Origin of the sequence: Rahnella sp. NRRL B-41462 (genome assembly GCF_003263525.1) — a bacterium.
In the GTDB taxonomy this organism is placed as follows: domain Bacteria; phylum Pseudomonadota; class Gammaproteobacteria; order Enterobacterales; family Enterobacteriaceae; genus Rahnella; species Rahnella aceris.
In genome coordinates this window covers 1-25,769 of the sequence record NZ_JYDF01000112.1, presented here as the reverse complement: position 1 = coordinate 25,769, position 25,769 = coordinate 1, and the positions used below count along the sequence as shown (strand labels likewise).

The 25,769-nt window shown below is 53.2% G+C and carries 23 protein-coding genes, 1 tRNA gene and 1 pseudogene; 22 read left to right on the top strand and 3 right to left on the bottom strand.

The window, feature by feature from the left end; genetic code table 11:
• Positions 1-421 precede the first annotated feature (421 nt).
• A complete protein-coding gene (locus UC14_RS22650) occupies positions 422-859 on the bottom strand; it encodes an N-acetyltransferase (RefSeq protein ID WP_112198480.1) in 438 nt (145 codons plus the stop codon).
• 131 nt (positions 860-990) lie between these two features.
• Here UC14_RS22650 and UC14_RS27185 point away from each other — a divergent pair.
• From UC14_RS27185 to UC14_RS22610, 8 genes and pseudogenes are all read left to right on the top strand, one after another.
• A pseudogene (locus UC14_RS27185) lies at positions 991-1,200 on the top strand (GNAT family N-acetyltransferase); the annotation flags it as partial.
• A 322-nt stretch (positions 1,201-1,522) separates the two neighbouring features.
• A complete protein-coding gene (gene dgoR / locus UC14_RS22640) occupies positions 1,523-2,221 on the top strand; it encodes a D-galactonate utilization transcriptional regulator DgoR (protein ID WP_013575998.1) in 699 nt (232 codons plus the stop codon).
• Positions 2,218-3,114: a 2-dehydro-3-deoxygalactonokinase gene (locus tag UC14_RS22635; RefSeq protein ID WP_112198479.1), complete on the top strand. Its 897-nt coding sequence runs from the start codon at positions 2,218-2,220 to the stop codon at positions 3,112-3,114. The genes dgoR and UC14_RS22635 overlap by 4 nt, the downstream gene beginning before the upstream one ends.
• Positions 3,098-3,715 carry a 2-dehydro-3-deoxy-6-phosphogalactonate aldolase gene (locus tag UC14_RS22630; RefSeq protein WP_112198478.1) on the top strand — a complete coding sequence of 206 codons (618 nt, stop codon included), beginning with the start codon at positions 3,098-3,100 and terminating at the stop codon, positions 3,713-3,715. The genes UC14_RS22635 and UC14_RS22630 overlap by 17 nt, the downstream gene beginning before the upstream one ends.
• Positions 3,712-4,860: a galactonate dehydratase gene (gene dgoD, locus UC14_RS22625; RefSeq protein WP_015690092.1), complete on the top strand. Its 1,149-nt coding sequence runs from the start codon at positions 3,712-3,714 to the stop codon at positions 4,858-4,860. The genes UC14_RS22630 and dgoD overlap by 4 nt, the downstream gene beginning before the upstream one ends.
• A gap of 162 nt (positions 4,861-5,022) precedes the next feature.
• Entirely contained in the window at positions 5,023-6,339 is a 1,317-nt protein-coding gene (locus UC14_RS22620) for an MFS transporter (RefSeq protein ID WP_112198477.1), read from the top strand.
• Positions 6,340-6,348: 9 nt separating this feature from the next.
• Complete coding sequence (locus UC14_RS22615; RefSeq protein ID WP_112198476.1) at positions 6,349-7,299, top strand: 2-hydroxyacid dehydrogenase; 951 nt, start codon at positions 6,349-6,351, stop codon at positions 7,297-7,299.
• Between the two features lie 262 nt (positions 7,300-7,561).
• Positions 7,562-7,828: a PTS transporter subunit EIIB gene (locus UC14_RS22610; RefSeq protein WP_013575992.1), complete on the top strand. Its 267-nt coding sequence runs from the start codon at positions 7,562-7,564 to the stop codon at positions 7,826-7,828.
• On the opposite strand, the gene UC14_RS22605 is transcribed toward UC14_RS22610, so the two are convergent.
• On the bottom strand, positions 7,829-8,764 hold the full coding sequence (locus tag UC14_RS22605) for a LysR family transcriptional regulator (protein WP_112198475.1): 936 nt from the start codon (positions 8,762-8,764) through the stop codon (positions 7,829-7,831). It lies immediately after the preceding gene.
• Positions 8,765-8,886: 122 nt separating this feature from the next.
• Here UC14_RS22605 and UC14_RS22600 point away from each other — a divergent pair, with 122 nt between their 5' ends.
• The 7 genes from UC14_RS22600 (at position 8,887) to UC14_RS22570 (ending at position 17,922) form a co-directional block, all read left to right on the top strand.
• Positions 8,887-10,152, top strand: coding sequence for an ABC transporter substrate-binding protein (locus UC14_RS22600; RefSeq protein WP_013575990.1), 1,266 nt, complete (start codon positions 8,887-8,889; stop codon positions 10,150-10,152).
• A gap of 36 nt (positions 10,153-10,188) precedes the next feature.
• Positions 10,189-11,169, top strand: coding sequence for a carbohydrate ABC transporter permease (locus tag UC14_RS22595; protein ID WP_013575989.1), 981 nt, complete (start codon positions 10,189-10,191; stop codon positions 11,167-11,169).
• Between the two features lie 2 nt (positions 11,170-11,171).
• Positions 11,172-12,017, top strand: coding sequence for a carbohydrate ABC transporter permease (locus tag UC14_RS22590; protein ID WP_112198474.1), 846 nt, complete (start codon positions 11,172-11,174; stop codon positions 12,015-12,017).
• Between the two features lie 35 nt (positions 12,018-12,052).
• A complete protein-coding gene (locus UC14_RS22585; RefSeq protein ID WP_112198473.1) occupies positions 12,053-13,414 on the top strand; it encodes an alpha-glucosidase in 1,362 nt (453 codons plus the stop codon).
• A 62-nt stretch (positions 13,415-13,476) separates the two neighbouring features.
• Positions 13,477-14,586 carry an ABC transporter ATP-binding protein gene (locus tag UC14_RS22580; protein WP_112198472.1) on the top strand — a complete coding sequence of 370 codons (1,110 nt, stop codon included), beginning with the start codon at positions 13,477-13,479 and terminating at the stop codon, positions 14,584-14,586.
• 22 nt (positions 14,587-14,608) lie between these two features.
• A complete protein-coding gene (locus UC14_RS22575) occupies positions 14,609-16,264 on the top strand; it encodes an alpha-glucosidase (RefSeq protein ID WP_112198471.1) in 1,656 nt (551 codons plus the stop codon).
• On the top strand, positions 16,264-17,922 hold the full coding sequence (locus tag UC14_RS22570; protein ID WP_112198470.1) for an alpha-glucosidase: 1,659 nt from the start codon (positions 16,264-16,266) through the stop codon (positions 17,920-17,922). Before UC14_RS22575 ends, UC14_RS22570 begins: the two co-directional genes overlap by 1 nt.
• A gap of 262 nt (positions 17,923-18,184) precedes the next feature.
• Here the strand turns inward: UC14_RS22570 and UC14_RS22565 are convergent.
• Positions 18,185-18,260: transfer RNA gene (locus UC14_RS22565), tRNA-Asn, on the bottom strand.
• A 394-nt stretch (positions 18,261-18,654) separates the two neighbouring features.
• Here UC14_RS22565 and UC14_RS22560 point away from each other — a divergent pair.
• From UC14_RS22560 to UC14_RS22530, 7 genes are all read left to right on the top strand, one after another.
• Positions 18,655-19,527: a MurR/RpiR family transcriptional regulator gene (locus tag UC14_RS22560; RefSeq protein ID WP_013575983.1), complete on the top strand. Its 873-nt coding sequence runs from the start codon at positions 18,655-18,657 to the stop codon at positions 19,525-19,527.
• 28 nt (positions 19,528-19,555) lie between these two features.
• Positions 19,556-20,137 (top strand): D-alanyl-D-alanine dipeptidase, encoded by a 582-nt coding sequence (gene ddpX / locus UC14_RS22555; protein WP_013575982.1) that lies wholly within the window; start codon positions 19,556-19,558, stop codon positions 20,135-20,137.
• Between the two features lie 47 nt (positions 20,138-20,184).
• Positions 20,185-21,765, top strand: coding sequence for an ABC transporter substrate-binding protein (locus UC14_RS22550; protein WP_013575981.1), 1,581 nt, complete (start codon positions 20,185-20,187; stop codon positions 21,763-21,765).
• Positions 21,766-21,826: 61 nt separating this feature from the next.
• Positions 21,827-22,843: an ABC transporter permease gene (locus UC14_RS22545; protein ID WP_112198469.1), complete on the top strand. Its 1,017-nt coding sequence runs from the start codon at positions 21,827-21,829 to the stop codon at positions 22,841-22,843.
• A 4-nt stretch (positions 22,844-22,847) separates the two neighbouring features.
• The gene (gene ddpC, locus UC14_RS22540) at positions 22,848-23,759 is read left to right on the top strand and encodes a D,D-dipeptide ABC transporter permease (RefSeq protein WP_112198468.1); all 912 of its coding nucleotides are present in this window, start codon (positions 22,848-22,850) and stop codon (positions 23,757-23,759) included.
• A gap of 1 nt (position 23,760) precedes the next feature.
• On the top strand, positions 23,761-24,789 hold the full coding sequence (locus UC14_RS22535) for an ABC transporter ATP-binding protein (RefSeq protein ID WP_112198467.1): 1,029 nt from the start codon (positions 23,761-23,763) through the stop codon (positions 24,787-24,789).
• On the top strand, positions 24,789-25,745 hold the full coding sequence (locus tag UC14_RS22530; RefSeq protein WP_112198466.1) for an ABC transporter ATP-binding protein: 957 nt from the start codon (positions 24,789-24,791) through the stop codon (positions 25,743-25,745). Before UC14_RS22535 ends, UC14_RS22530 begins: the two co-directional genes overlap by 1 nt.
• Positions 25,746-25,769: the final 24 nt, after the last annotated feature.

The window sequence follows — 25,769 nt, the reverse complement described above, 5'->3', positions numbered from 1 at the left end:
TTTTTTATCTGCCCAGTCCAGACCAACGTGCGCAGCAAACTGATCAGTCACAGTCATCACCAACTCCTTTTTATCGGGGATTGGTATGCATTCCACGCTCTTCGAAAGAAATATAGCCAGCAGTTTATCTGCATGCCCTGAGTATTCGTTAGCGAACGTGGAGCACCTACTGGCTCGAAAGAAAAGCAGCGATCATCACGTGATTCTCGCTCAATATTCGTAACCAGTAAGCGCATACCCTGAATCACTTAAAAGTGTAATTCTCAGGGTGCGAATGACTATAGTTCGCTCACAGCGGACAGTCCGTCTGCGTGGGGCTGCTATGTGACAGAAATGGGCAGAGCGCGAGTAAATACTCATCAACAAGATGATATTGGGGAACTAACTACCCCTGGTTATATTTGCCAAAATTTAAGATGTCCTATAATGATTTTTTCATAAAAATACGGCTTGTTCCTTCCGGTTGACAGTCAATACGCCCGAACTCTTCCCAGCCATACTTTTTATAAAAATCAGGAGCCTGAAAGCTTATTGTATAGAGAAACGCAGCAGAGCAGCCTCTTTTTCGCCCTTCATCTTCAAAGCGATGAAGGATGTCTGAACCTATCCCCATTTTTCGCAACTCGGGTGGAAGATAAAAAAGATCTATAAACAGGAGTCCCAGCGATGACCGCCCTTGCATTCCGCCAAGTACCTTACCCGTGCGGGTTGATCTGACCAATACAGACAGTGGCTTACGATCGTTTATACCCGTCATAAGATCGTTAAATTCATTGAGCCCTTCTTCAATTAGCAGCAATTGCGCTGCATCTGAATCTTCACATACCTCAAGACTGATTTCTTCCGCTAAGCTGACCATTCCCTATGCCCTTTCAAAAGTGACAGACCCAATGCCTGAGTAGCCAGTGAGGTTAGCGCGGACAACCTGGATTTACCAGTTGCCCGCCTTTTCAGAATGCATAAACACCTGCCAGATAATATGTGGTCTTAATGATTTTAACTACCACACCGCGACTCATTATTCGCGCATTCAAACAGAAAGACGCATCGGCACTTTTCGATTACCTGTCTTCACCCCGCACACCTTGTTTTCAGGACGAGAAACTCAATTCACTGGAAGATGCAATAGGAGGGGTTGACAGGAGAGCCCGTGATACCGGCCAGTTCGCTGTATGCCTAAAAGAGACTGATGGCATCATCCAGCCTGTTTAATTCAATTCGACGCATTTCTCTCAGCCCATCTGGCCAGCGAACTCAGGCCAGAAAGCGATAAAAGATTCTCATCTTGTTGGATTTTCGCCAAACGAAAACGATCTTCGTGCTAACCCCTGCTGTTCAGCAAAATCGCAAGGTATCGACCGTTTTGTGATCTACATTGCAGTACATGATTAATGCTTTGTACTACAATTTTCATCAAGGTTAAGAACAATAATTGTGAATTGTGCGGTGATCTTGCGACGCATAGGCTCGATACAGGTAAAGTACCCGGCAACTTTTCCTTTTAGTCTTTTGTGGAGCATCTATGAGTAGCCAGGAGTTGAGCAAAACCGATCGCATTATTCTCGAGATAGGGCAGCAAATCGTCAGTGGCAAATATGCCCCGGGGTCTGCGCTGCCAGCGGAAACGGAGTTGTGCGAAGAGTTCCAGACGTCACGGAACATCATTCGTGAAGTGCTTCGCTCGTTGATGTCGAAGCGGCTGGTGGAGATAAAGCGTTATCGCGGTGCTTTTGTGGCTTTACGCAACCAGTGGAATTATCTGGATACCGATGTTTTGCAGTGGTCGTTGGCGAATGATTATGACCCGCGGCTGATCCCGGCGATGAGCGAGGTGCGTAATCTGGTTGAACCGGTCATTGCCCGCTGGGCTGCGGAAAGGGCGACCTCCAGCGAATTAGCGGTTATTGAAAAAGCGCTTAACGATATGATCGCCGATCACCAAAATCGTGACGCCTTCAATGAGGCTGATATCCGTTTTCACGAAGCGGTACTGGCGTCGGTGCATAACCCGGTGCTGCAACAACTCAGTGTGGCGATAAGTTCATTACAGCGTGCCGTATTTGAACGGACCTATATGGCCGATGAAGCCAACATGCCGCGCACATTGAAGGAGCATCAGGATCTGTACGATGCGATACGGCATCAGAACGCAGATGCAGCAGAACAGGCGGCACTGACAATGATCGCCAGCTCGACCAAAAGGCTGAAGGATATTACATGAGAGAAAGTTATATCGCCATTGACTGGGGTTCGACCAACTTGCGCGCCTGGCTCTACCTGAACGGTGAATGTACCGATCACCTGGAGTCAGAAGCGGGGGTTACCCGGCTCAATGGCCGTACTCCTGAACAGGTTTTCCGCGACACACTTTTACCCTGGCAAGCTCATCAGGTACCGGTTCTGATGGCGGGAATGGTTGGCAGCAACGCAGGATGGATGACGGTACCTTATCTGCCTTGCCCGACGCGGCTGACTGATTTCTCCAGACAGTTAACGCGGGTGGAGCAGGCCACACCGTTCAACGCGTGGATTATTCCCGGTCTGAGTGTGGTCAGCGAGGGTAATTGCAATGTCATTCGCGGTGAAGAAACACAGTTAATCGGTGCTTATACAGAATGTCCGGCTTCGCTTTATCTGATGCCGGGAACGCACAGTAAATGGGTACAGATGGACGGTAGCGAGATTGTTGATTTCCGTACTGTCATGACCGGCGAACTCCACCACTTGCTGATGCACCATTCACTGATTGGTATCGGGCTGACCGGGCAACAGGCAAATCCGGCGGTATTCCAGCAGGGGCTGGAGAGTGGTTTCAAAGAAACCAACATTATTCGCAGTCTTTTTGAGACCCGCGCGGCGCATGTGTTAGGGCAATTAGATAAAAGCGCCGTCAGTGAATGGCTGTCGGGGTTGTTGATCGGCAATGAAGTGTCGCAAATGCAGCGGCAATACGGCATCACTGGCGATCAGCCCATTACCTTAATTGGGAGTCCCAAACTGACCGCACGTTACCAGCAGGCATTGAAGTTTGCCGGACTGACCTGGCAAACGCTGGAAGGCGATCGCGCTTTCCAGGCAGGTATAAGGAGTATTATCAATGAGTTGGAATACTGAACTTCCGTTAATCGCCATTCTGCGCGGTATCACGCCACAAGACGTTCAGGCGCATGTGACAGCATTGCTGGAGGCAGGTTTTGATGCCGTGGAGATCCCACTCAACTCGCCTGACTGGCAGCGCAGCATCAGTGAAACGGTGAAAGAGTTCGGGCATCGGGCGCTGATTGGTGCCGGGACGGTTTTACAACCTGCACAAGTTGATGAACTGAATGCGATGGGCAGCCGTCTGGTGGTCACCCCTAATATTCAGGCGGAAGTGATTCGCCGGGCTGTGGGGTATAGCATGACCGTCTGCTCTGGTTGCGCGACCGCGACGGAAGCCTTCAATGCGCTGGATGCGGGCGCTCAGGCGCTGAAAATCTTCCCTTCCAACGCCTTTGGACCGGATTACATCAAAGCGTTGAAAGCGGTGCTACCGCCAGAAATTCCGGTCTTTGCCGTGGGGGGTATCACTCCTGAAAATTTACATCTCTATCTTAATGCCGGTTGTATCGGTGCAGGGCTGGGAAGTGATCTCTACCGTGCCGGACAGTCTGTTGAACGTACGACACAACAAGCTAACGCCTTTGTTAAAGCTTATAAGGAATCAACCCGATGAAAGTGACCAAACTAACCACCTACCGGCTGCCGCCGCGCTGGATGTTCCTGAAAATAGAAACTGATGAAGGCATTGTCGGTTGGGGAGAGCCGGTAGTTGAAGGCCGTGCCCGCAGTGTTGAGGCTGCCGTGCATGAGCTGTCTGAATATGTGATCGGACAGGATCCGGCGCGCATCAATGACATTTGGCAGACCCTCTATCGCGGTGGATTTTATCGCGGTGGTCCGATTCTGATGAGCGCGATTTCCGGCATCGATCAGGCACTGTGGGACATTAAGGGCAAAGCCCTGGGCGTTCCTGTCTATCAACTGCTCGGTGGTCTGGTTCGCGATAAGATTAAAGCCTACAGTTGGGTTGGCGGCGACCGCCCGGCAGATGTGATTGAAGGCATTAAAAAGTTGAAAGGCATTGGTTTTGATACCTTTAAACTCAATGGCTGCGAAGAAATGGGCATGATAGACAATTCACGTAAAGTTGACGATGCCGTCGCCGTCGTGGCGCAAATACGTGAAGCATTCGGTAACAGCATTGAGTTCGGACTCGACTTCCATGGCCGCGTCAATGCACCTATGGCGAAGATTCTGATCAAAGAGCTCGAACCTTACCGTCCGCTATTTATCGAAGAACCTGTACTGGCCGAACAGGCAGAATACTATCCTCGTCTGGCTGCTCAGACACATATTCCCATTGCAGCCGGTGAACGCATGTTCTCGCGCTTTGAGTTCAAACGTGTATTGGCCGACGGAGGTTTAGCCATTATTCAGCCGGATTTGTCGCACGCAGGTGGGATCACGGAATGCTTCAAAATTGCTGCGATGGCAGAGTCTTACGATATTTCGCTGGCACCGCATTGTCCGTTGGGGCCGATCGCACTGGCTTCTTGCCTGCATCTGGATTTTGTGGCGCGTAATGCGGTATTCCAGGAGCAGAGTATGGGTATCCATTATAATAAGGGAGCCGAATTATTGGATTATGTCATTAATAAAGAAGATTTTACCATGACGGATGGTTATTTCTACCCGCTGAATAAACCCGGGCTGGGCGTTGAAATTAATGAGGAGTTGGTGATTGAGCGCAGTAAGAATGCCCCTGACTGGCGCAATCCAATTTGGCGTTATGAAGATGGCGCTGTCGCCGAATGGTAACCTGTTCTATATATTTTAAGTCACAGAGCTATCAGGTAAAACTATATCAATAAAGCAATTAATAATAATATCGATATATCCGTATTTGTTTTTTAATCCACATTACGTGGAATGGCCATCTTATGCCCTGACACCAGGGACAGACTCATTAAGGTGATAATAATGAACATCGATCTGTGCTCTACAACACTAAAAAAATTAAACGCAAAAATAATACCTTTTATTATTATTTGCTACTTTGTTGCCAATCTGGATAAAACCAATATATCCGTTGCGGCACTGCAAATGAATGCCGATTTAGGCCTGTCTGCCAGTATGTATGGCCTGGGTGTCGGTATGTTCTATATCTCCTACATTATTTTTGAAATACCCAGTAACGTCATTATGACGCGGGTTGGTGCACGCATCTGGATTGCGCGCATCATGATTACCTGGGGGATTGTCAGCGCCGGGATGTCACTGGTCCATACGCCGACACAACTGTACGTGATGCGCTTTTTGCTGGGTATGGCAGAAGCCGGTTTTACACCGGGGATTATCTACTATATCTCCTGCTGGTTTCCCAAGAGCAACCGCGCACGTGCCATGTCGTTCTTCTATATGGGATCGGTGCTGGCGTCAGTGATTGGATTACCGATTTCCGGCAGTATTCTCAATATGCACGGCATTGCCGATATCGCAGGCTGGCGCTGGCTGTTTGCGATGGAAGGCATCCCGGCCATCATTCTCGGCTGTCTGGTACTGTTACGTCTGCCGGATACGCCAAATCATGCCACCTGGTTGAGTGCGGACGAGAAAAAATGGCTGAACACCCGGTTACAACAAGAGAATGGTGACGTAGAAGTAGGGAAACATCATTCATGGGCCAGTGCGCTCAGGAATAAAGTGGTATTGATGTTGAGTCTGGTGTGGTTCCTGCAAGCATTTTGCTCAATTGGTATTACACTCTTCCTGCCGCTCATTATTAAAAGTGTGGCTACAGAACAGAGTAATTTCGTTATTAGCGTTTTGTCGGCCATTCCTTTTGCCTTTGCCGCGATCTTTATGTACGTGAATGGACGTCATTCGGATCTCACCAAAGAGCGATCGCTACATCTGGGGGTGCCGTTAATTATTTCCGGCTTACTGCTGGCTGCTTCGATATATACCAGTAACCTCTTTATTGCCTATATTATGCTGGTATTGACTGTAGGCTTTAACTTCGCGCTGACCCCGATATTCTGGGCGGTAACGACCGAAAAATTAGCGGGTGTTGCTGCGGCGGCTTCTATTGCTTTCATTAATGCCATTGCCAACTTTGCCGGTCTGGGATTGCCGCCATTGCTGGGAAAAATAAAGGATGTCACCGGCAGTTTCCATTATGGCTTATTGATCATTGCTACGGCACTGGTTATCGGCGGCATCGTCGGTATCTATGTCGGCCGTCCGGCTAAAGTAATAGCGACAAAATCGTCAGCCTCATCATTATCGCAACACTAAGGTCTCGTTATGAAGAATATCGCGGTTAAACAGAAAATATTGAAGCAGGCATCGCTGCCAGATCAGTTGAATGCACAACTGAACGCGCTATACGATGTGTATGAATACAACGACATGGCCGCCGGGGAGTTTGACCGGTTAGCCGCCGAGTTTCGTGTAGTACTCACTAACGGCGAAGCCGTGGTCAGTCGCGAATTTATGGGACGGCTACCTAACCTTGAACTCATCAGCGACTTTGGTGTTGGCTATGACGGTATTGATGTTGCCGCAGCAAGAGAGCGTAAGATCGCTGTGACCCATACCCCCGGCGTATTGACGGATGACGTCGCCGACCTGGCCATGGGGTTGATACTGGCAACGTCACGCCAGATCCCCGCAGCACAACGCTTTATCGAACAGGGAGCATGGCAGAAGGGCGGTTATCCCTGGACCCGTAAAGTCTCAGGGGCGCGGTTAGGCATTATTGGCATGGGGCGTATTGGGCGTGCTATCGCCAAACGCGCTGCGGCATTTAATATGTCGATCGCCTATACGGATCGCGCTGCACTTGCCGACACGGATTACACCTTCCATGCAACTTTGCTATCGCTGGCCGGGGCGAGTGATTTTCTGGTGGTCTGTACCAACGGTGGTGCCGAAACCCGCGGCCTCGTTAACCGCGATGTATTGAATGCTCTGGGCGCGGAAGGCATTCTGATCAATATTTCCCGTGGTTCGGTAGTCGATGAGCGGGCGCTGACTGAAGCCATCGAAGAGGGGACACTCGGGGGAGCCGGTCTTGATGTTTTCACCGACGAACCGCACGTCCCGCACGCATTGTTACACCGGGCAAATGTGGTGGTCACACCGCATATGGCCAGTGCTACCTGGGCGACGCGCAAAGAGATGTCGCGTCTGGTGCTGGAAAATGTCAACGCCTATTTTGCTGGCGAGCCGTTGGTGACACCTGTTCCGCAGTAAGCGAGTGAAAACGTATTCTGCATGTAAATCAAAGCGCGGCGTTACGTCGCGCTTATTGATTGTCAGCGTTAAACCCCCATCCGGGAGGGGATGATTGTCCCGGAGCGGAGGGAAAACTGGAAATGCCTGAGGTGTGCAATGGCAGAGGCCCTGCCGTAAAGATATAGACAACGTCTATATCGCTTGCGAATAAATCGATTTCACTTTGTTGAACGTCAGACTTATGCTGCTGCGGAAACATTAAGGGCTATCAGGAGAGAATATGGAAACCCAACAACTGGCAGCGTTAGTTGTTCACTCAATTGGCGGCGCGGATAACCTCACTAAAATGACCTACTGTGCCAGTAGGATCCGGATGCAGGTACGCGATGCCTCCCTGCTCGACAGGCAGGCATTAGAAGCACCGGAGGCCATTCGGGCTGTACTTGAAGTAGAAACACCACAATGCGACACGGAGTATCATCTGGTGGTCGGACCGGGCAATACCCGGTCGCTGTATCAGGCGCTGACGGCGTTAACTCAAAAATAGTCAGACCAGCAGGTGGCTGACCCGCGCCAGATGCTCTTGCATCAATGCCTGCATCTGCACCACGTGCGCCGCATCCATCTTCTCCCGCATCATATAAAAGCCCACGTTATAGCGCGGGCTTTGTTGCGTGGTTTGCAGCGGTATAATGCCGTAACGCGCAAAGTAGTCCGCCATGCACGTCGGATAACTCAGCATGATGGCGTCGGAATCATTGACCATGTCTATCGCCGCCATCATCGAGTTAGTTGACCAGATCACCCTATCTTCAAGATGCATCTGGTTGCGCGCCAGCCTTTTGGGTTGCATGTCCTCGACCATGTGTTGAAAACGCCCTTCATCCGGCGTCAGTTCAACGCAAGGATAGTCTTGCAGCTGGAAGGGGTCGATGACGTTGTTGCCTAACGGATGCCCGCGTCGGACAAACAGGCTGTCGGTGACGCTGAACAGCGGCACAAAGGTGATGCCTGCCCTGGAATTAAGCCCCTGAATCTCATGCCCGATAAAGAGATCGATATCACCGCCAAGCAGTAAGTCCATCAGTCGCAGGTGATTTCCCTGATCAATATGGATATTTACTATGGAATGCAGCGTGCGGTAAGTGTTGAAACTGTCGCGTACAAACATGTGCCACCAGGCATGCCCGGTGCCCATCCGCAGACTCTGCACCTGACGCGCTTTGATAATCGCCAGTTTACTCAGCGTATTTTCATAAATACGCTGCATCATCTGCGCCTGCTCCAGCAAAAGATCGCCGTACTCGGTCGTTTTCACGCCCGTTGAGGTGCGCACAAGCAGTTGCACGCCCAGATTCTCCTCCAGCTTCTTCATATTATGCGTAAGTGTCGGCTGACTAAGGCAAAGTTTGTTTGCTGCATGACTCACATTTTTGAACATCGCCACTTCGATAAACTGCCGCAGAATTTTATCCAAGATCACACATTTCCCAGGTGGTATAGATAATTTGTATACCTTAGCAGTGAAAATCAATTTCCACCAATGTCTCCGCTTCGCTATTTTCCTCCTATGACGGTATTCCCGCCACGACCTGAGAGTAAGCCATGAGACGAGTAATCCCGGGACTGGTTGCAGCCACGCTGACCCTGACATCGAGTCTGGTTCATGCCGACACCCTGCGTATGGAATGTCCGCCTGGCAAGGAAAGTCGTCAGTTCTGTAACGACATTAAACAGCAGTTTGAAGCGCAGACCGGTCACACGCTGGAATTTATCGATCTTCCACCGGCCTCGAATGAAAAATTGTCGTTGTTTCAACAGATATTTGCCGCCAAAGATTCGGGCGCGATCGATCTCTTCCTGGCCGACACCGTCTGGATCGGTGTGCTGGATAAACATCTGCTGGATTTAACAGATAGCGTCAGTGATATCCGCAATGATTTTTTCCCGAACGCGTTCCAAAACGACATCGTTAACGGTCGTGTCAAAGCCATTCCCGCTTACATGGATGCAGGCGCGCTGTTTTATCGCAAAGATTTATTGGCGAAATACGGCCAAAAGCCGCCTGTGACCTGGAGCGAGCTGACGCGTATTGCCACGCTGATTCAACAAGGTGAGCGTGAAGCGGGACATCAAAACTTCTGGGGGCTGGTGTTTCAGGGCAAAGCCTATGAGGGGCTGACCTGCAATGCGCTGGAGTGGGTGGAGTCGCAGAAGGGCGGCAGTTTTATTGATACTAACGGCAATATCACCATCAACAATCAACGCGCCGCACAGGCGCTGGATATGGCCGCGGCATGGATCGGGAAAATCGTTCCACCGGGAGCATTAGGTTACATGGAAGAGGAGTCCCGTCCGGTCTTCCAGAACGGTGATGCCCTGTTTATGCGCAACTGGCCTTATGCCTACACGCTGGCGCAAGACCGCAGCAGCCCGATCCGTGGCAAAGTCGGCGTCATTCCGTTACCCCGGAGCGAGGACGGCACCTCTGTTAGCACCATGGGCGGCTGGCACTGGGCGATCAGCGCTTACACCAAAAATCCGAAAGCCGCGCTGGCGCTGTTAAAAATTGTCAGCAGTGCCGAATCACAGAAGAAAGGGCTGACGCTGATGGGCAGGGCGCCGTCACGCACCGCGCTGTATGACGATCCTGACGTCCTGGCGCAGGCACCCTATCTCGCCGAGTTTAAAGAGATCTTCCTGCTGGCCAGGCCTCGCCCTGCATCGCAGACCAAACGCCAGTACGCGCAGGTCTCCAAAGCGATTTATAACGCAACTTACAACGTGCTGCGTGGCGACAGCGACGGGGCGACCGCAGTGGCAGAGTTGCAGCAGCGGCTGGAGAGAATTAAAGCCAGAGGATGGCGCTGAGTTCAGCGTCCCCATTAACGGTCCGGAGTTTGACGCATGAAGCCAGAAACACCCTCACTATCACTTCCTGACGATAACGTTGGCAGCCGCGCGGTGAAGCGCAGCAAGCCCGGTTATCAGCTACGCCGCAGCCGTATCGCCTGGCTGCTTGTGGCGCCATCTCTTCTGTTACTGGCCGCCGTTGCAGGCTGGCCGCTGTTCCGCACACTGTTTTACAGCTTCACCGATGCCATGCTGGATTCGCCCGATGATTACCGTTTTGTCGGCCTCACCAACTACATTGACCTGGCCGACGGTGCCCATTATTACGGCGTCCTGGCCGATCCGCTGTGGTGGAAGGCCGTTGGTAACACGCTGCGTTTCAGTGTGATGTCGGTGTCGCTTGAACTGGTGTTCGGCATGCTGCTTGCCTTGCTGATGAACCAGAAGTTTCGCGGTCAGGGGCTGGTGCGAACCGCCATTCTGGTGCCGTGGGCGATCCCGACGATTGTGTCCGCCAGAATGTGGAGCTGGATGTTCCATGACCAGTATGGGGTGGTGAACAATCTGTTGCTCAGGCTTGGGGTTATTCACTCCCCGCTGGCGTGGGTAGCAGACCCGGGGTTATCCATGTGGGCGGTGGTCATCGTCGATGTCTGGAAAACCACACCGTTTATGGCGCTGATGCTGCTGGCCGCGTTGCAGCTGATTCCGCGCGATCTGTATGAAGCGGCGCGGATTGACGGGGCCAATACCTGGCAGCGTTTTCGTCGAATCACACTGCCGTTGATTATGCCGGCAATGATCGTCGCGCTGATTTTCCGCGTCATGGATGCGCTACGGGTGTTTGATCTGATTTATATCCTGACCTCCAACAGTGAAGCCACCGTGTCGGTGTCGGGTTATGCACGAGATTTGCTGGTGAGTTATCAGGAGATGGGATCCGGTTCCGCCGCGTCGGTACTGGTATTCATGATGGTGGCAGGGATTGCAGCCTGCTTCCTGATGCTGGGTCGCCGCCGCAATGGAGAGGAATAATCATGAAAATGAAACGTCAGCAGCAAAAACTCGCACAGCGTTCACTGATTTTTGCAGGATCTGCATTTGCCTGTTTGATCTGCCTGTTCCCGTTCTACTACGCGATTATCACCTCGCTACGTTCGGGGGCAAATCTGTTCACCGTGATCTGGTTGCCCGATGAAATGAACTGGGGGAATTACGTGACCGCGCTGATGGATAACGGCATTGCCCGCAGTCTCTTTAACTCGGCGGTGGTGGCAACGCTCACTGTTGGTCTGTGTCTGCTGGTGTCAATCACGGCTGCTTTTGCGCTGTCGCGCATTCGTTTTAAAGGGCGAAAGTATCTGCTGTTCACCATTCTCTGTGTGTCCATGTTCCCGCAGGTGGCTGTGCTGTCAGGTATGTTTGAGCTGGTGCGGTTTATGGGGTTGTATGACTCGCTTGGCGCGCTGGTCCTGTCCTACACCACCTTTTCATTACCCTTCACAATCTGGGTGCTGACCACCTTTATGAAGGCGATTCCCGTCGAGCTGGAAGAAGCGGCAATCGTCGATGGTGCCAGCACCTGGACCATTATCAGCCGTATCTTTGTGCCCATCATGGGGCCGTCGCTGGTGACGACCGGACTGCTGGCGTTCATCGGCGCCTGGAATGAATTTATGTTTGCCCTGACGTTTGTGATTTCCGGCGACAAGCGAACCGTTCCCGTGGCGATCAGTATGTTGCAAGGATCTTCCCAATTCGAACTTCCATGGGGCGCCATCATGGCTTCCTCAGTCATCGTCACGCTTCCCATTGTGGTGCTGGTGCTTATTTTCCAGCGACGCATTGTCAGTGGATTAACCAACGGCGCAGTCAAAGGCTGATGCCTCAATCAGTATCGTCAGGAGACCCGAATAATATGGCTACAAAAATTGTTTTAGTGGGCGCAGGCAGTGCGCAGTTTGGTTACGGTACGCTGGGTGACATTTTCCAGAGCACCGCGCTGTACGGCAGTGAAATCGTACTCCATGACATCAATCCGGCCTCGCTGGCGGTAACGGAAAAGACGGCCCGTGATTTCCTGGCAAAAGAAGATCTCCCCTTTATCGTCAGTGCGACCACTGACCGTGCCACGGCGTTGCGCGGTGCCGGGTTTGTGATTATCTCGATTGAGGTGGGCGATCGTTTTGCCCTGTGGGATCTTGACTGGCAGATCCCGCAGCAGTATGGCATTCAGCAGGTCTATGGCGAGAACGGCGGCCCGGGGGGATTGTTCCATGCGCTGCGTATTATTCCGCCTATTTTGGACATCTGCGCCGACGTGGCCAACATTTGCCCTGACGCCTGGATATTTAATTATTCCAATCCGATGAGCCGCATTTGTACCACCGTGCATCGTGCCTTCCCTGAGCTGAATTTTGTCGGCATGTGTCACGAAATAGCGTCACTTGAGCGCTATCTGCCTGAAATGCTGGGAACCTCCTTCGATAATCTGAATCTGCGTTCGGGTGGCCTCAACCACTTCAGCGTGCTGTTAGAAGCCCGGTATAAAGACAGTGGTAAAGACGCGTATGCCGACGTCAGGGCCAAAGCCCCGGACTATTTCGCGACTTTGCCGGGTTACAGCGACATCCTGGCGTATACCCGCTCCCACGGTAAGTGGGTGGAAACCGAAGGCAGCACCGAGCGTCATGCGCTCGGCGGCAAAGACAGTTCGTATCCCTGGGCAGACCGTACGTTATTCAAAGAAATCCTTGAGAAGTTCCACCACCTGCCGATCACCGGCGACAGCCATTTTGGCGAATACATCAGCTGGGCGGGCGAGGTCAGCGATCATCGCGGCATTCTCGACTTTTATACTTTCTATCGTAACTACCTCGGTGAGGTGCAGCCGAAGATTGAGCTTAAGTTGAAGGAGCGCGTGGTGCCCGTCATCGAGGGAATTCTGACCGACTCAGGCTATGAGGAGGCCGCCGTCAACATTCCGAACCGCGGATTTATCAAACAACTGCCAGCGTTTATCGCCGTGGAAGTGCCTGCGATTATTGACCGGAAAGGTGTACATGGGATCAAGATCGATGTCCCGGCCGGTATCGGCGGGTTACTCAGTAATCAGGTTGCCATCCACGACCTGACGGCGGAGGCCATCCTTGAAGGGTCCCGCGATCTGGTGATTCAGGCACTGCTGGTTGACCCGGTGAACAACAAATGCCGTGCTATTCCAGAACTGGTGGATGTGATGATTTCTCGTCAGAGCCCATGGCTTAATTATCTGAAATAAAAACAGACTCTATTGATGCCGGGAGCTTCCGGCATAACAACATCATGGATTCGGAGGGGAATATGGCGCAACTGACCTTGGACAAGATTCAAAAACGCTATGGTGCAAAGACAGAGGTCATCAAATCGCTGGATCTGCACATTAAAAGCGGAGAGTTTGTGGTGATCGTCGGGCCTTCCGGCTGCGGCAAGTCAACACTACTGCGGATGATTGCCGGGCTTGAGGAGATAAGTGGCGGGGGCATGTATATCGACGGGAACTATGTGAACGATGACACGCCAGCAGAACGCGGCATTGGCATGGTATTTCAGTCCTATGCCCTCTATCCGCACATGAGCGTCTATCAGAATATGGCGTTTGGGCTGGAGCTTGCGCGCCATCCGGCATCCGAAATCGACCAGCGCGTGCGTGCGTGCGCACGTATTTTACAGCTCGAACCCCTGCTGGCGCGACGGCCAAAAGACTTGTCCGGCGGCCAGCGCCAGCGTGTAGCGATTGGCCGTGCCATCGTGCGTGAACCCCGCCTGTTCCTGTTCGACGAACCGCTTTCAAACCTCGACGCTTCCCTGCGCGTGCAGATGCGCATGGAGGTGTCGGCCCTGCACAAACGTCTGGGCGTCACCATTATTTATGTCACCCACGATCAGGTCGAGGCGATGACGCTTGCCGACCGTATTGTGGTACTCAATCAGGGCAACATCGAGCAAGTGGGCACGCCGCTGGAGCTGTACGACCAACCTGCCAATGAGTTTGTGGCGCAGTTTATCGGTTCGCCGAAGATGAATCTGCTTCCCGCCACGCTGCGCCAGGCGGGTGAACAACACAGCGTGGTCGAGCTGGATAACGGCAAGGCGCTGGTTCTGCCTGTTGCCACGCCGGCAGCGGCACAGGGCCGCAGCGTGAACTTGGGTATTCGCCCGGAACATATTCGCAGCGGCAATCGGGAAGAGTGTGAATATCAGGGAGAGGTGATGTTTGTTGAGCAGATGGGCAACGAAACCCTGTTGTATCTGGATAACGGCAATGCCAGTGAACCCTGGGTGGTCCGTCACGCAGAACGTTCAGCCATTCAGGTTGGCGAGATCGTTGGCGTGCGGCTGCCGGTGGAGCGCTGTTACCTGTTCGACAGTCACGGTCGGGCGTTCCATCGCCATCTGACCATGAATCATTAATCCGTTTAGGGAAGAGAAAGTCATGAGTGATATGCACAGCGCACAGCAGTGGAAGGATGCCGTGGTTTATCAGGTCTATCCGCGCAGCTTTATGGACAGTAACGGTGACGGTATCGGTGATCTCAACGGCATCATCAGTAAACTCGACTATTTGCAGCAGCTCGGCATCAACATGCTGTGGCTGTCGCCGGTTTATCGTTCGCCGATGGACGATAACGGCTATGACATCTCCGATTACGAGAATATTGCCGATATTTTTGGCTCGATGGCTGAAATGGAGCATCTGATCGCGGAAGCAAAAGCACGGGATATCGGCATTCTGATGGATCTGGTTGTCAATCACACCTCCGATGAGCATCCGTGGTTTATTGATGCGCTGACATCAAAAAACAGTGCTTACCGTGATTTCTACATCTGGCGCAAACCGGCGGCTGACGGCGGACCGCCCAATGATCAACGTTCCCATTTTGGCGGCAGCGCCTGGACACTGGATAAGGCCAGTGGGGAATATTATCTGCACCAGTTTTCAACGCGCCAGCCGGATCTCAACTGGGAAAATCCCGACGTACGTGCCGCCATCCACGCGATGATGAACCGCTGGCTGGCGCGTGGTATCGGCGGGTTCAGAATGGACGTTATTGACCTGATCGGCAAAGACGTCGATCAACAGATCATGGCGAACGGTAAAAATCTGCATCTTTATCTTCATCAGATGAACCGCGCCACCTTTGGCCCGTACGGCAGCATAACCGTTGGTGAGACGTGGAGTGCAACGCCGGAAGATGCACTGCTTTACAGCGCCGAAGCGCGGCAGGAACTGACGATGGTCTTTCAGTTTGAGCACATCAGGCTTTTCTGGGATGAACATCATGGAAAGTGGCGCAACAAGCCCTTTGATCTGCTGCGTTTCAAGGCTGTTATCGACAAATGGCAGACCGCATTAGCACACCGCGGCTGGAACTCGCTGTTTTGGAGTAATCACGATTTGCCACGCGCCGTTTCCAAATTTGGCGATGACGGTCAGTATCGCGTCGAGTCGGCAAAAATGCTGGCCACAGCGCTCCATTGCCTGAAAGGCACGCCTTACATTTATCAGGGCGAAGAGATTGGCATGACCAACGTGCGTTTTCCGCGTATTGACGACTATCGGGATATTGAAAGTCTGAATTTGTATCAGGAACGGGTGGCCGAAGGCGTCAGTCACGAAGAGATGATGAGAGGTATCCACGCCAACGGTCGCGATAACGCCCGAACGCCGATGCAGTGGGACAGCAGTCAGCATGCTGGTTTTACAACATCACAGCCCTGGATTGACGTGAATCCCAATTATAAACAGATAAACGTGGCGGCGGCGCTTGACGATCCCAACTCTGTTTTTTACCACTACCAGAAACTGGTGGCGCTGCGTAAGCAACAACCGCTGCTGGTTCACGGCGACTTCAGGCAGATTTTCAACAGCCATCCGCAGGTTTTTGCCTGGTTACGCACGTCGGGCGACCAGACGCTGGTGGTGATCAATAATTTCACCCGTGAACCTCTGACGCTTGACGTGCCGGACAACCTGCAGTCGTTGCAGGGCCAGTGCCTGATCAGTAACTATGCGCCACGTGAGCAACTGGATGCGCGTTTACAACTGCAACCCTATGAATCTTTTGCTTTATTAATCGGGAGTCTCTGATGGCAAACTGGTGGAAAGAGGCCGTGGCGTATCAGATCTATCCACGCAGCTTCAAAGACAGCAACCGCGACGGTATTGGCGATATTAACGGCATAACTGAAAAACTCGATTATCTTAAGGATCTGGGGATCGATCTGATCTGGATCTGTCCGATATATCAGTCACCCAACGACGACAACGGCTACGACATCAGCGATTACCAGCAAATCATGGCAGAATTTGGCACGATGGCCGATTTTGACCACCTGCTGAAGCAGGTTCATCTGCGCGGGATGCGGTTGATTATTGATTTGGTCGTTAATCATACTTCTGATGAACATCCCTGGTTTGTGGAGTCGGGTTCCTCCCTCGATAATCCGAAACGCGACTGGTACATCTGGCGCGACGGTAAACAGGGGGGCGAGCCGAATAACTGGGAGAGCATTTTTAACGGATCCGCCTGGAAATATAGCGCGGCCACCGGGCAGTACTTTTTACATTTGTTTTCTGAAAGGCAGCCGGATCTCAACTGGGAGAACCCCGGCGTGCGCTCGGCCATTTACACCATGATGCGCTGGTGGCTTGATAAAGGCGTGGACGGCTTCCGAATTGATGCTATCTGCCATATGAAAAAAGAGCCAGCATTCAGTGACATGCCTAATCCGCAGGGACTCCCTTATGTGCCGTCGTTCGAACGCCATCTGAATTATGACGGATTGCTCGATTACGTCGATGACATGTGTGAACAGGTACTCAGCCGCTACGACATTGTTACCGTCGGTGAGATGAACGGCGTCACCGCTGAACAGGGCGAGGAGTGGGTTGGTGAGCAGCGCGGCAGACTGAATATGATCTTTCAGTTTGAGCACGTAAAGCTGTGGCAGGACGGTCAACACACTAAACCGCAGTCTGGCCTCGATCTGATGGGCTTAAAAGATATTTTCACGCGCTGGCAGACGCTGCTGGAAAATAAAGGCTGGAATGCGTTATACGTCGAGAACCATGATCTTCCCCGCGTGGTGTCAGGATGGGGCGACGCCGAAAACTATCATCGTGAGAGTGCGACTGCCATTGCAGCTATGTACTTCCTGATGAAAGGAACGCCGTTTATCTATCAGGGACAAGAGCTCGGCATGACCAATACGCATTTCGCCAGCCTGGATGATTTTGACGATGTTGCCGCAAGAAAACGTGCGAGTGAAATGCGCAGACAGGGCATGGAGGAGTCAGACATTCTGGCAATTCTTAGCCGTACCGGGCGCGATAACTCACGTACACCGATGCAGTGGGATCACAGCATTCATGGCGGTTTCAGCTCCGTGACGCCCTGGTTTCCTGCAAACAGCAATTACCGCGAAATCAACGTCGCGCAGCAGCGCGAAGATAACCATTCCGTTCTGAATTTTTATCGTGCGCTGATCCGCCTGCGGCGGCAGATGCCAGCGCTGATTGAGGGAAACTATCAACTCCTGTTGCCTTCCCATCCCCATATTTACGCCTATCTGCGTACGCTGGAAAATCAGCAGATCCTGGTGATCGGTAATTTCAGCGCCTGTCCACAAGAGGTTGATTCACAACAGTTGGCGCTGGAAGGTGCGCAATTGCTACTGGGTAACTATCAGGAGGAGGGAGCGCTGCACATTTTACGGCCCTATGAAACACGGATTTATCAACGTTAAGCTCTGTCTGCGGGAATATTCTGCGCACAAACAGCCAGAATGCAGGGTTTACCTCCGGTAAGCCGTGGTTCCGTATCAACCCGAATCGAACTCACCTGACCCCAAATCTGACCACCAAATTCTCCCGGTGCGGAGGGGAAACTGAAAATGCAGCGGGAAGGTTTTCATGCTCACTGATTGCCTCAACGCCATACAGGCAGGGGCTCCGGCGTATAAAAACCAAAAATCCCGCTTAAGTTTCCTTAAGCGGGATTTTCTAATTTGGCTCCTCTGACTGGACTCGAACCAGTGACATACGGATTAACAGTCCGCCGTTCTACCGACTGAACTACAGAGGAATCGTTGGAACGGGGCGAATAATAGCGACTGCCTGTGGGCATGTCAAAGGGTTAACGAAAAAAGTTGTCTGACTGCTTTCTTAATATTCAACTTGTTGACTATTAAGGCAAAGTGATTAAAACCTCTGCCATTTTTCTGTACGTCACGCCTTTTCACGTCTGTATTGCACTAAAAGTATTCACAAGTTGCCTGATTGTTGTGCAGGGGTTATCGGTAAGTTTTATTCTGGCCGTTATTCTGCAAGTTTTTTGCCAGCCACCGGCCATAAAATCGTCATAAATTCAGATCTGCTGCACAAATTTCACTCATATTTCGAAACTGGCACACCCCGTGCATTGTTATTTCACTAACAACGACTAGCTTTTTGACAATGAAGCAACAGGGGATTAACTGATGCAGCCAGCGCAGGATGTGATTGAACAAATCGAAGCCTCGTTTGCCGGGCAGACACCCACGGGCAAACGCATTGCCAGCTATCTGCTGGCAAATCTTGCACAGATCCCGTTTGAAACGGCGGACAGCATTGCGCGCAGCGCGGCGACCAGTGGCATTTCTGTCGGGCGATATCTGCGCAGTCTCGGCTATCGCAATCTCGATCACTTCAAGCAAACGCTGCGCCTGCAAAGCGGCACATCATATCAGCCGTGGGTGGTTACCGACCGTCTGGGCGCTTATCGCGAACGCAGCAAACAGCCGCAGCAGGAAAAGTTGCAACAGTCGCTGACGCTCGAACTCGAAGCCATTAATCACGTGTATCAGCTGGCGCAAACTGACAGTTTTGCACAGGTCAGCCGCCGTCTGGCCGATGCGGAGGCGGTGTTTATTCTCGGTATCCAGTCGGTACGCGGCATTGCCAACAACTTCTCCAGTTATCTCGAGTACTTACGGCCAAAAGTCTATTTCGCCGACGGGCTTTCCGGCACCTATGTCGAATCCCTGAATTCGGAATTCGCGCAGCCTTATCTGGTGGTGACCGACACCCGTGCCTATTCGAAGATGGCGCAAACTTATTGCGAAGCTGCCTGTGAACGCGGCCTGAACGTGGCACTGATCACCGACATTTACTGTCCGTGGGCGCGCGATTATCCGGTGGATTTATTGCAGGTGAAAACCGACACCGGCCAGTTCTGGGACTCGATGGCGCCGCTAAGCTGCCTGTTCAATCTGTTGTGCTCGGCGGTGCTCGAACTGCGCGGTCACGATGTAGAACAGCGCCTGGCGAATAACCGCATCCTGCAAAAACAGCTCGGACAATTTGAATCCTGAATTTCTAAACCAGCGGACAGATTTATTGATGAATACGAAAACACCTGATGTTGCCCTGATCGATCTGGCTGAAATTCTGCCCGATGCGGTGATCGACCTGAAATATGCCACCGCCGATAACCTGACCGGTCAGCCGATTTATCGCGAATCCCTCTGCCTGCTGCATCCCGATGCCGCGTCGGCGTTGGTTCGTTGTAACGAAGTCGCGAAACTGGCCGGATTCACGTTGAAAATCTATGACGCTTACCGGCCGCAGGCGGCGCAGGCCTGTTTGTGGGCGGCATTTCCGAATCCGGATTATGTGGTGGATATCAGACTCGGTTCGCACCACAGCCGCGGTGTGGCGGTGGATCTGACCTTGCTGGATGAGCAGGGTGAGGCGGTGGATATGGGCGCGGGCTTCGATGAAATGACCGAAGTATCGCATCCGTTTTACCCCGATTTACCGCCACATATTCAGCGTAACCGCTTGCTGCTTAACGCCGTGATGGCGGCGGGTGGCTTTAAGGGTATCACCAGCGAGTGGTGGCACTTTGAATTACCGGATGCCAAAACGTATCCGTTGTTGGAAGAGCGGTTCGGCTGCTATCCGCCGGTTAATGCCGCGTAATTATTGCACGTCTCTTATCACTTTTTGACAGAGCCAGGAGTTCTCAGATGAGCAACACAGCAATCAACACGTTCCGCAAAAATACGAAAACACAGGTCGCCGGTGCCATTTTTCTCGCCTTGTCAGGCTTAAGTTTTGCCACGCAGGCCGCCGTGCCGAAAGACATGCTGGTGATTGGTAAAGCAGCCGATCCGCAAACGTTGGATCCTGCGGTGACTATCGACAACAACGACTGGACGGTCACGTATCCGGCGTATCAGCGTCTGGTGCAGTATAAAACCGAAGACGGCAAAGGCTCGACGCAGGTTGAAGGGGATCTGGCGGCAAGCTGGACGGCATCACCGGATCAACTGATCTGGACCTTCAAACTCAAGCCGGGCGCTAAATTTGATGACGGTTCCGACGTCAATGCCGATGCGGTGAAATGGTCGTTCGAACGACTGATGAAAATCGGTCAGGGGCCGTCGGAAGCCTTCCCGAAAGACATGACGGTGACCGTTGTCGATCCGATGACGGTGACCTTTACGCTCAAAACGCCGTTCGCGCCATTCCTCTATACACTGGCGAATGACGGCGCGGGTATCGTCAATCCGGCGATTGCCAAAGCCAATCCGGCCGATGAAGGTAAGGCGTGGCTGGCGGGACATACTGCCGGTTCCGGCCCGTATAAACTCGATCGCTGGCAAAAAGGTCAGCAACTGGTGCTGGTGCCCAATCCGCATTACAGCGGCGCAAAACCAGCCTTTAAACGTGTGACCGTGAAAATTATCGGTGAAAGCGCCACCCGCCGCCTGCAACTGTCGCGCGGGGATCTGGACATTGCCGATTCCCTGCCGATGGACCAGCTGGCTGCCCTGAAAAAAGAAAATAAAGTCGCCGTGGAAGAATTCCCGTCGTTGCGCGTGACCTATCTGTATCTCAATAACGGCAAAACGCCGCTGAATCAGGTGGATTTACGCCGCGCAATTTCTTCTGCCGTGGATTATCAGGGCATGGTGAAAGGCATTCTCGGCGGTAACGCCAAACAAATGCGCGGGCCAATTCCTGATGGCATGTGGGGTTTCGACCCGACGGCGAAGCAATACACCTTAGATCTGACGCAGGCCAAAGCTGACCTGGAGAAAGTCAAAGACAAGCCGCAGACGCTGGACTTCCTGTATTCCGATAACGATCCGAACTGGGAATCCATCGCGCTTTCCGTGCAGGCCAGCCTCGGCCAGGCCGGGATTAACGTGAAGCTGGAAAAACTGGCTAACGCCACCATGCGTGACCGCATCGGGCAGGGTGATTACGACATCTCAATTGGTAACTGGAGCCCGGACTTCGCCGACCCGTACATGTTTATGAACTACTGGTTTGAGTCCGACAAAAAAGGCCTGCCCGGTAACCGTTCCTTCTACTCAAATCCTGACGTGGATGCGTTGCTGAAAAAAGCCGTGTCAGTGACCGATCAGAAACAGCGCACCGACTATTACCAGCAGGCGCAGAAAATCGTTATCGACGAAGCGGCATACGTGTATTTGTTCCAGAAAAACTATCAGGTGGCGATGAACAAAGACGTTAAAGGCTTTGTTTTCAACCCGATGCTTGAGCAAGTCTTCAATGTTGGTCAGATGCATAAGCAATAACCGCAATATCATTCACGAAAACCCCTTTCACGACCTGAAAGGGGTTTTACGGGGAAAAACTATGACTTTTTGGACTCTGATTCGACAACGCTGCTGGGGTTTGATTTTGGTGATGGCGGGCGTTTGCGTCATTACTTTTATCATCTCGCATATGATCCCGGGTGATCCGGCGCGGCTGCTGGCGGGCGATCGTGCAAGCAATGAAATGGTCGAACATATCCGTGAGCAACTGGGGCTGAATCAGCCGCTTTACGTGCAGTTTTTCCGTTACGTCAGCGATTTGTTGCACGGCGATTTGGGCACGTCGATCCGTACCGGTCGTCCGGTACTCGAAGACCTGAAAGCGTTCTTCCCGGCGACCCTGGAACTGGCGGTCAGCGCACTGTTTCTGGCGATTGTGCTCGGCATTCCGCTGGGCGTGTTGTCGGCGGTGTACCGCAATAAATTTCCGGATCATCTGGTGCGTCTGCTTTCCGTGCTCGGCATTTCCACGCCTGCGTTCTGGCTGGGACTGGGCGTCATCATCCTGTTCTACGGGCATCTGAACCTGCTGCCGGGCGGCGGAAGGCTGGATGACTGGATGGATCCGCCCGCCAATATCACCGGCTTTTATGTGCTCGATTCCCTGCTGACCGGTAACCGGGACGCCTTCTGGAACAGCCTGCAACATCTGGCGATGCCTGCGCTGACGCTGGCGTTTGTACACATGGGGATCGTGGCGCGGCAAATTCGCTCGGCGATGCTTGAGCAACTGAGTGAAGACTACATTCGGACGGCGCGGGCTAACGGGTTGTCACGCTGGCGGGTGATCCTGAGCCACGCCTTGCCGAACGCGCTGATCCCGTCGGTCACCGTGCTCGGGCTGGCGATGGGCGACTTGTTGTATGGCGCGGTGCTGACCGAAACGGTGTTTGCCTGGCCGGGTATGGGCGCGTACGTGGTGAATTCGATTCAGGCGCTGGATTTCCCGGCGGTGATGGGTTTTGCGGTGGTGGTGTCGTTTGCCTACGTCATCGTCAATTTATTCGTCGATTTACTGTATGTGTGGATCGATCCGCGCATCGGCCGTGAGGGGTGAGCCAATGTCTGTGATTGAACCGGGCGTCAATAATCATCGGGCCGACATCGTGGCGCCAGATGTCAAACCGCGCTTTGCCAACTGGCGGCGCACATTCTATTTGCTGAGCCGCAGTCCGCTGACGATGTTAGGGCTGGCGATCATGCTGATTGTGCTTTTCATCATGATCTTTTCGCCGTGGCTGGTGCCGCACGATCCTAACGCCATCAGCCTGACCGACCGCTTGCAGGCACCTTCCGCGCTGCACTGGTTTGGGACTGATGAAGTCGGGCGGGATCTGTTCAGTCGTGTGCTGATAGGTTGCCAGCAATCCGTAGCCGCCGGGCTGGCGGTGGTGATCATCGCGGGCACGACAGGCTCGTTGCTTGGCTGTTTTTCCGGCGTGGTCGGCGGTGTGGTGGATGCGCTGATTATGCGCTGTATGGACATCATGCTGTCGGTGCCGTCGCTGGTATTAACCATGGCGCTGGCCGCCGCGCTCGGGCCGAGTTTGTTTAACGCCATGCTGGCGATTGCGGTGGTGCGCATTCCGTTTTATGTGCGGCTGGCGCGCGGTCAGACGCTGATGCTGCGTCATCAGGCTTATATGCAGGCTACGCGGACGTTCGGCGCGTCACGCTGGCATCTCATTACCTGGCACGTGCTGCGCAATGTGATGCCGCCGCTGGTGGTCCAGGCTTCTCTGGATATCGGTACCTCGATTCTGATGGCGGCAACGTTAGGGTTCATCGGCCTGGGCGCGCAACAACCGACCGCAGAGTGGGGCGCGATGGTCTCCAACGGCCGCAATTATATTCTCGATCAATGGTGGTATTCAGCCTTTCCAGGTGTGGCAATTCTGATTACCGCCACCGGTTTTAACCTGTTCGGCGACGGTCTGCGCGACCTGCTGGATCCGAAAAGCAGAGGGCGCTGAGATGACTGAACAATCCCAGGCGCCGGTACTGGAAATCGACAATCTGCAACTGGTCTTTCCGGTTTACGGCGGAGAAGTGAAAGCGCTGAATCAGGTGTCGCTTTCAGTGAACGCTGGCGAAATCGTCGGCGTGGTCGGTGAATCCGGCTCAGGCAAATCGGTCACGGCGATGATGGCGATGCGCCTGCTGCCACCTGACGGTTTTACCGTGACCGGCGGTGCGTTACGCATGCTCGGCACCGACGTGATTCACGCCAGTGAGGAGCAGATGCGCACATTGCGCGGCGCGCGCGTGGCGATGATTTTCCAGGAGCCGATGAACGCCCTGAATCCGACGCGTAAAATTGGCCGTCAGATGTGCGAAGTCATTTGTCTGCACCAAAAACTCAGCAAGGCACAGGCGTGGCAAAAAGCCATCGGCCTGCTGCAGGACATGCAGATTGCCGATGCGGAGCAGGTGATGTCACGTTATCCGTTCGAACTCTCCGGTGGTATGCGTCAGCGTGTGCTGATCGCCATGGCATTTTCCTGCGAGCCGGAGCTGATTATCGCCGATGAACCGACGACCGCACTGGATGTCACGGTGCAGCGTCAGGTTTTGCGTTTGCTCCAGCGTAAAGCCCGTGCCAGCGGAACCGCCGTGTTATTTATCACTCACGATATGGCCGTGGTGTCACAGCTTTGCGATCGGGTTTATGTGATGTACGCCGGACATGTGATTGAAAGCAGCAATACGACGGATGTGATCGACACGCCGTCGCATCCGTATTCCATCGGATTATTACAGGCCGCGCCGGAGAACGGCGAGCCGCGCAGCCTGCTGAAAGCCATTCCGGGCACGGTGCCGAATCTGGCAAAACTGCCGCAAGGTTGTGCGTTTCGCGGGCGTTGCCATCATGCCGATGACCAGTGCATACAGACACCGGCGCTGGCCCCGCTGCCGCATTTTCCGCAGCAATCTGTTGCCTGCTGGCATCCGCAGCGTCATGCCGGCGAAATCCACATTCAACGCATTGAGGAGCATTCCTGATGATGGCTGAGGCACTGGTAGAGTTGCAGGATGTGCGCGTGCGGTTCGCGGCCAGTTATAACTGGCGCGGTAAACCCACCAGTTATGTGCACGCGCTGAACGGGCTGGATCTCAATATTATCCGCGGCGAAACGTTAGGCATTGTCGGCGAATCCGGTTGCGGGAAAAGCACGCTGGCGCAGTTGCTGATGGGCTTACAGAAGCCGAGCAGCGGAGAAGTGCACCGCGCACGCCATGACAATTCCTGGTTCGGTTCAGGCATGCAAATGGTGTTTCAGGATCCGCAGTCGTCGCTGGATCCGCGTCTGCCGGTCTGGCGGATCATCACCGAACCGGTGTTCGTGCAAAAACACAACAGCAGCCGCGAGCGTCGTGAACTGGCTGCGACGCTGGCAGAGCAGGTGGGGATCCGCAGGGAATACCTCGACCGTCTGCCGCATGAGTTTTCCGGCGGTCAGCGTCAGCGTATTTCTATCGCCCGTGCGCTGTCTTCAGAGCCAGACATCATCGTGCTGGATGAGCCGACCTCGGCGCTGGATATTTCAGTGCAGGCGCAAATCCTCAATTTGCTGGTGGAACTGCAACGCCAGCGTAACCTGACTTATGTGCTGATTTCTCACAATGTGTCGGTTGTTCGCCACATGAGTGACCGCGTGGCGGTGATGTATCTCGGGCAAATTGTCGAGCTGGGCACTGCGGAAAAAGTATTGTCCGAACCGCAACATCCTTACACCCGTCTGCTGCTGGATTCGGTTCCCCGCGCCGGTCGTCAGCTTGATGAAGGGATAGTCGATAAGAAAGGTGAATTACCCAGCAACCGTAACCTGCCGATGGGATGTTACTTCCGCGAACGTTGTCCGCTGGCCGGGGATGGTTGTCAGATGCCGCAGGATCTTGTGCATGGGGTGGGCGGCGTGGTGGCGAGGTGTCATCGGGTTATGCCGGAGCGGGTGTAGTTTTTAGCTCCTCCCCCTGCGAAG

Bases quoted from the DNA above. Each gene is read 5' to 3' on its own strand.
- UC14_RS22650 (WP_112198480.1), bottom strand. From the start codon at position 859: ATGGTCAGCTTAGCGGAAGAAATCAGTCTTGAGGTATGTGAAGATTCA.
- dgoR (WP_013575998.1), top strand. From the start codon at position 1,523: ATGAGTAGCCAGGAGTTGAGCAAAACCGATCGCATTATTCTCGAGATA.
- UC14_RS22635 (WP_112198479.1), top strand. From the start codon at position 2,218: ATGAGAGAAAGTTATATCGCCATTGACTGGGGTTCGACCAACTTGCGC.
- UC14_RS22630 (WP_112198478.1), top strand. From the start codon at position 3,098: ATGAGTTGGAATACTGAACTTCCGTTAATCGCCATTCTGCGCGGTATC.
- dgoD (WP_015690092.1), top strand. From the start codon at position 3,712: ATGAAAGTGACCAAACTAACCACCTACCGGCTGCCGCCGCGCTGGATG.
- UC14_RS22620 (WP_112198477.1), top strand. From the start codon at position 5,023: ATGAACATCGATCTGTGCTCTACAACACTAAAAAAATTAAACGCAAAA.
- UC14_RS22615 (WP_112198476.1), top strand. From the start codon at position 6,349: ATGAAGAATATCGCGGTTAAACAGAAAATATTGAAGCAGGCATCGCTG.
- UC14_RS22610 (WP_013575992.1), top strand. From the start codon at position 7,562: ATGGAAACCCAACAACTGGCAGCGTTAGTTGTTCACTCAATTGGCGGC.
- UC14_RS22600 (WP_013575990.1), top strand. From the start codon at position 8,887: ATGAGACGAGTAATCCCGGGACTGGTTGCAGCCACGCTGACCCTGACA.
- UC14_RS22595 (WP_013575989.1), top strand. From the start codon at position 10,189: ATGAAGCCAGAAACACCCTCACTATCACTTCCTGACGATAACGTTGGC.
- UC14_RS22590 (WP_112198474.1), top strand. From the start codon at position 11,172: ATGAAAATGAAACGTCAGCAGCAAAAACTCGCACAGCGTTCACTGATT.
- UC14_RS22585 (WP_112198473.1), top strand. From the start codon at position 12,053: ATGGCTACAAAAATTGTTTTAGTGGGCGCAGGCAGTGCGCAGTTTGGT.
- UC14_RS22580 (WP_112198472.1), top strand. From the start codon at position 13,477: ATGGCGCAACTGACCTTGGACAAGATTCAAAAACGCTATGGTGCAAAG.
- UC14_RS22575 (WP_112198471.1), top strand. From the start codon at position 14,609: ATGAGTGATATGCACAGCGCACAGCAGTGGAAGGATGCCGTGGTTTAT.
- UC14_RS22570 (WP_112198470.1), top strand. From the start codon at position 16,264: ATGGCAAACTGGTGGAAAGAGGCCGTGGCGTATCAGATCTATCCACGC.
- UC14_RS22560 (WP_013575983.1), top strand. From the start codon at position 18,655: ATGCAGCCAGCGCAGGATGTGATTGAACAAATCGAAGCCTCGTTTGCC.
- ddpX (WP_013575982.1), top strand. From the start codon at position 19,556: ATGAATACGAAAACACCTGATGTTGCCCTGATCGATCTGGCTGAAATT.
- UC14_RS22550 (WP_013575981.1), top strand. From the start codon at position 20,185: ATGAGCAACACAGCAATCAACACGTTCCGCAAAAATACGAAAACACAG.
- UC14_RS22545 (WP_112198469.1), top strand. From the start codon at position 21,827: ATGACTTTTTGGACTCTGATTCGACAACGCTGCTGGGGTTTGATTTTG.
- ddpC (WP_112198468.1), top strand. From the start codon at position 22,848: ATGTCTGTGATTGAACCGGGCGTCAATAATCATCGGGCCGACATCGTG.
- UC14_RS22535 (WP_112198467.1), top strand. From the start codon at position 23,761: ATGACTGAACAATCCCAGGCGCCGGTACTGGAAATCGACAATCTGCAA.
- UC14_RS22530 (WP_112198466.1), top strand. From the start codon at position 24,789: ATGATGGCTGAGGCACTGGTAGAGTTGCAGGATGTGCGCGTGCGGTTC.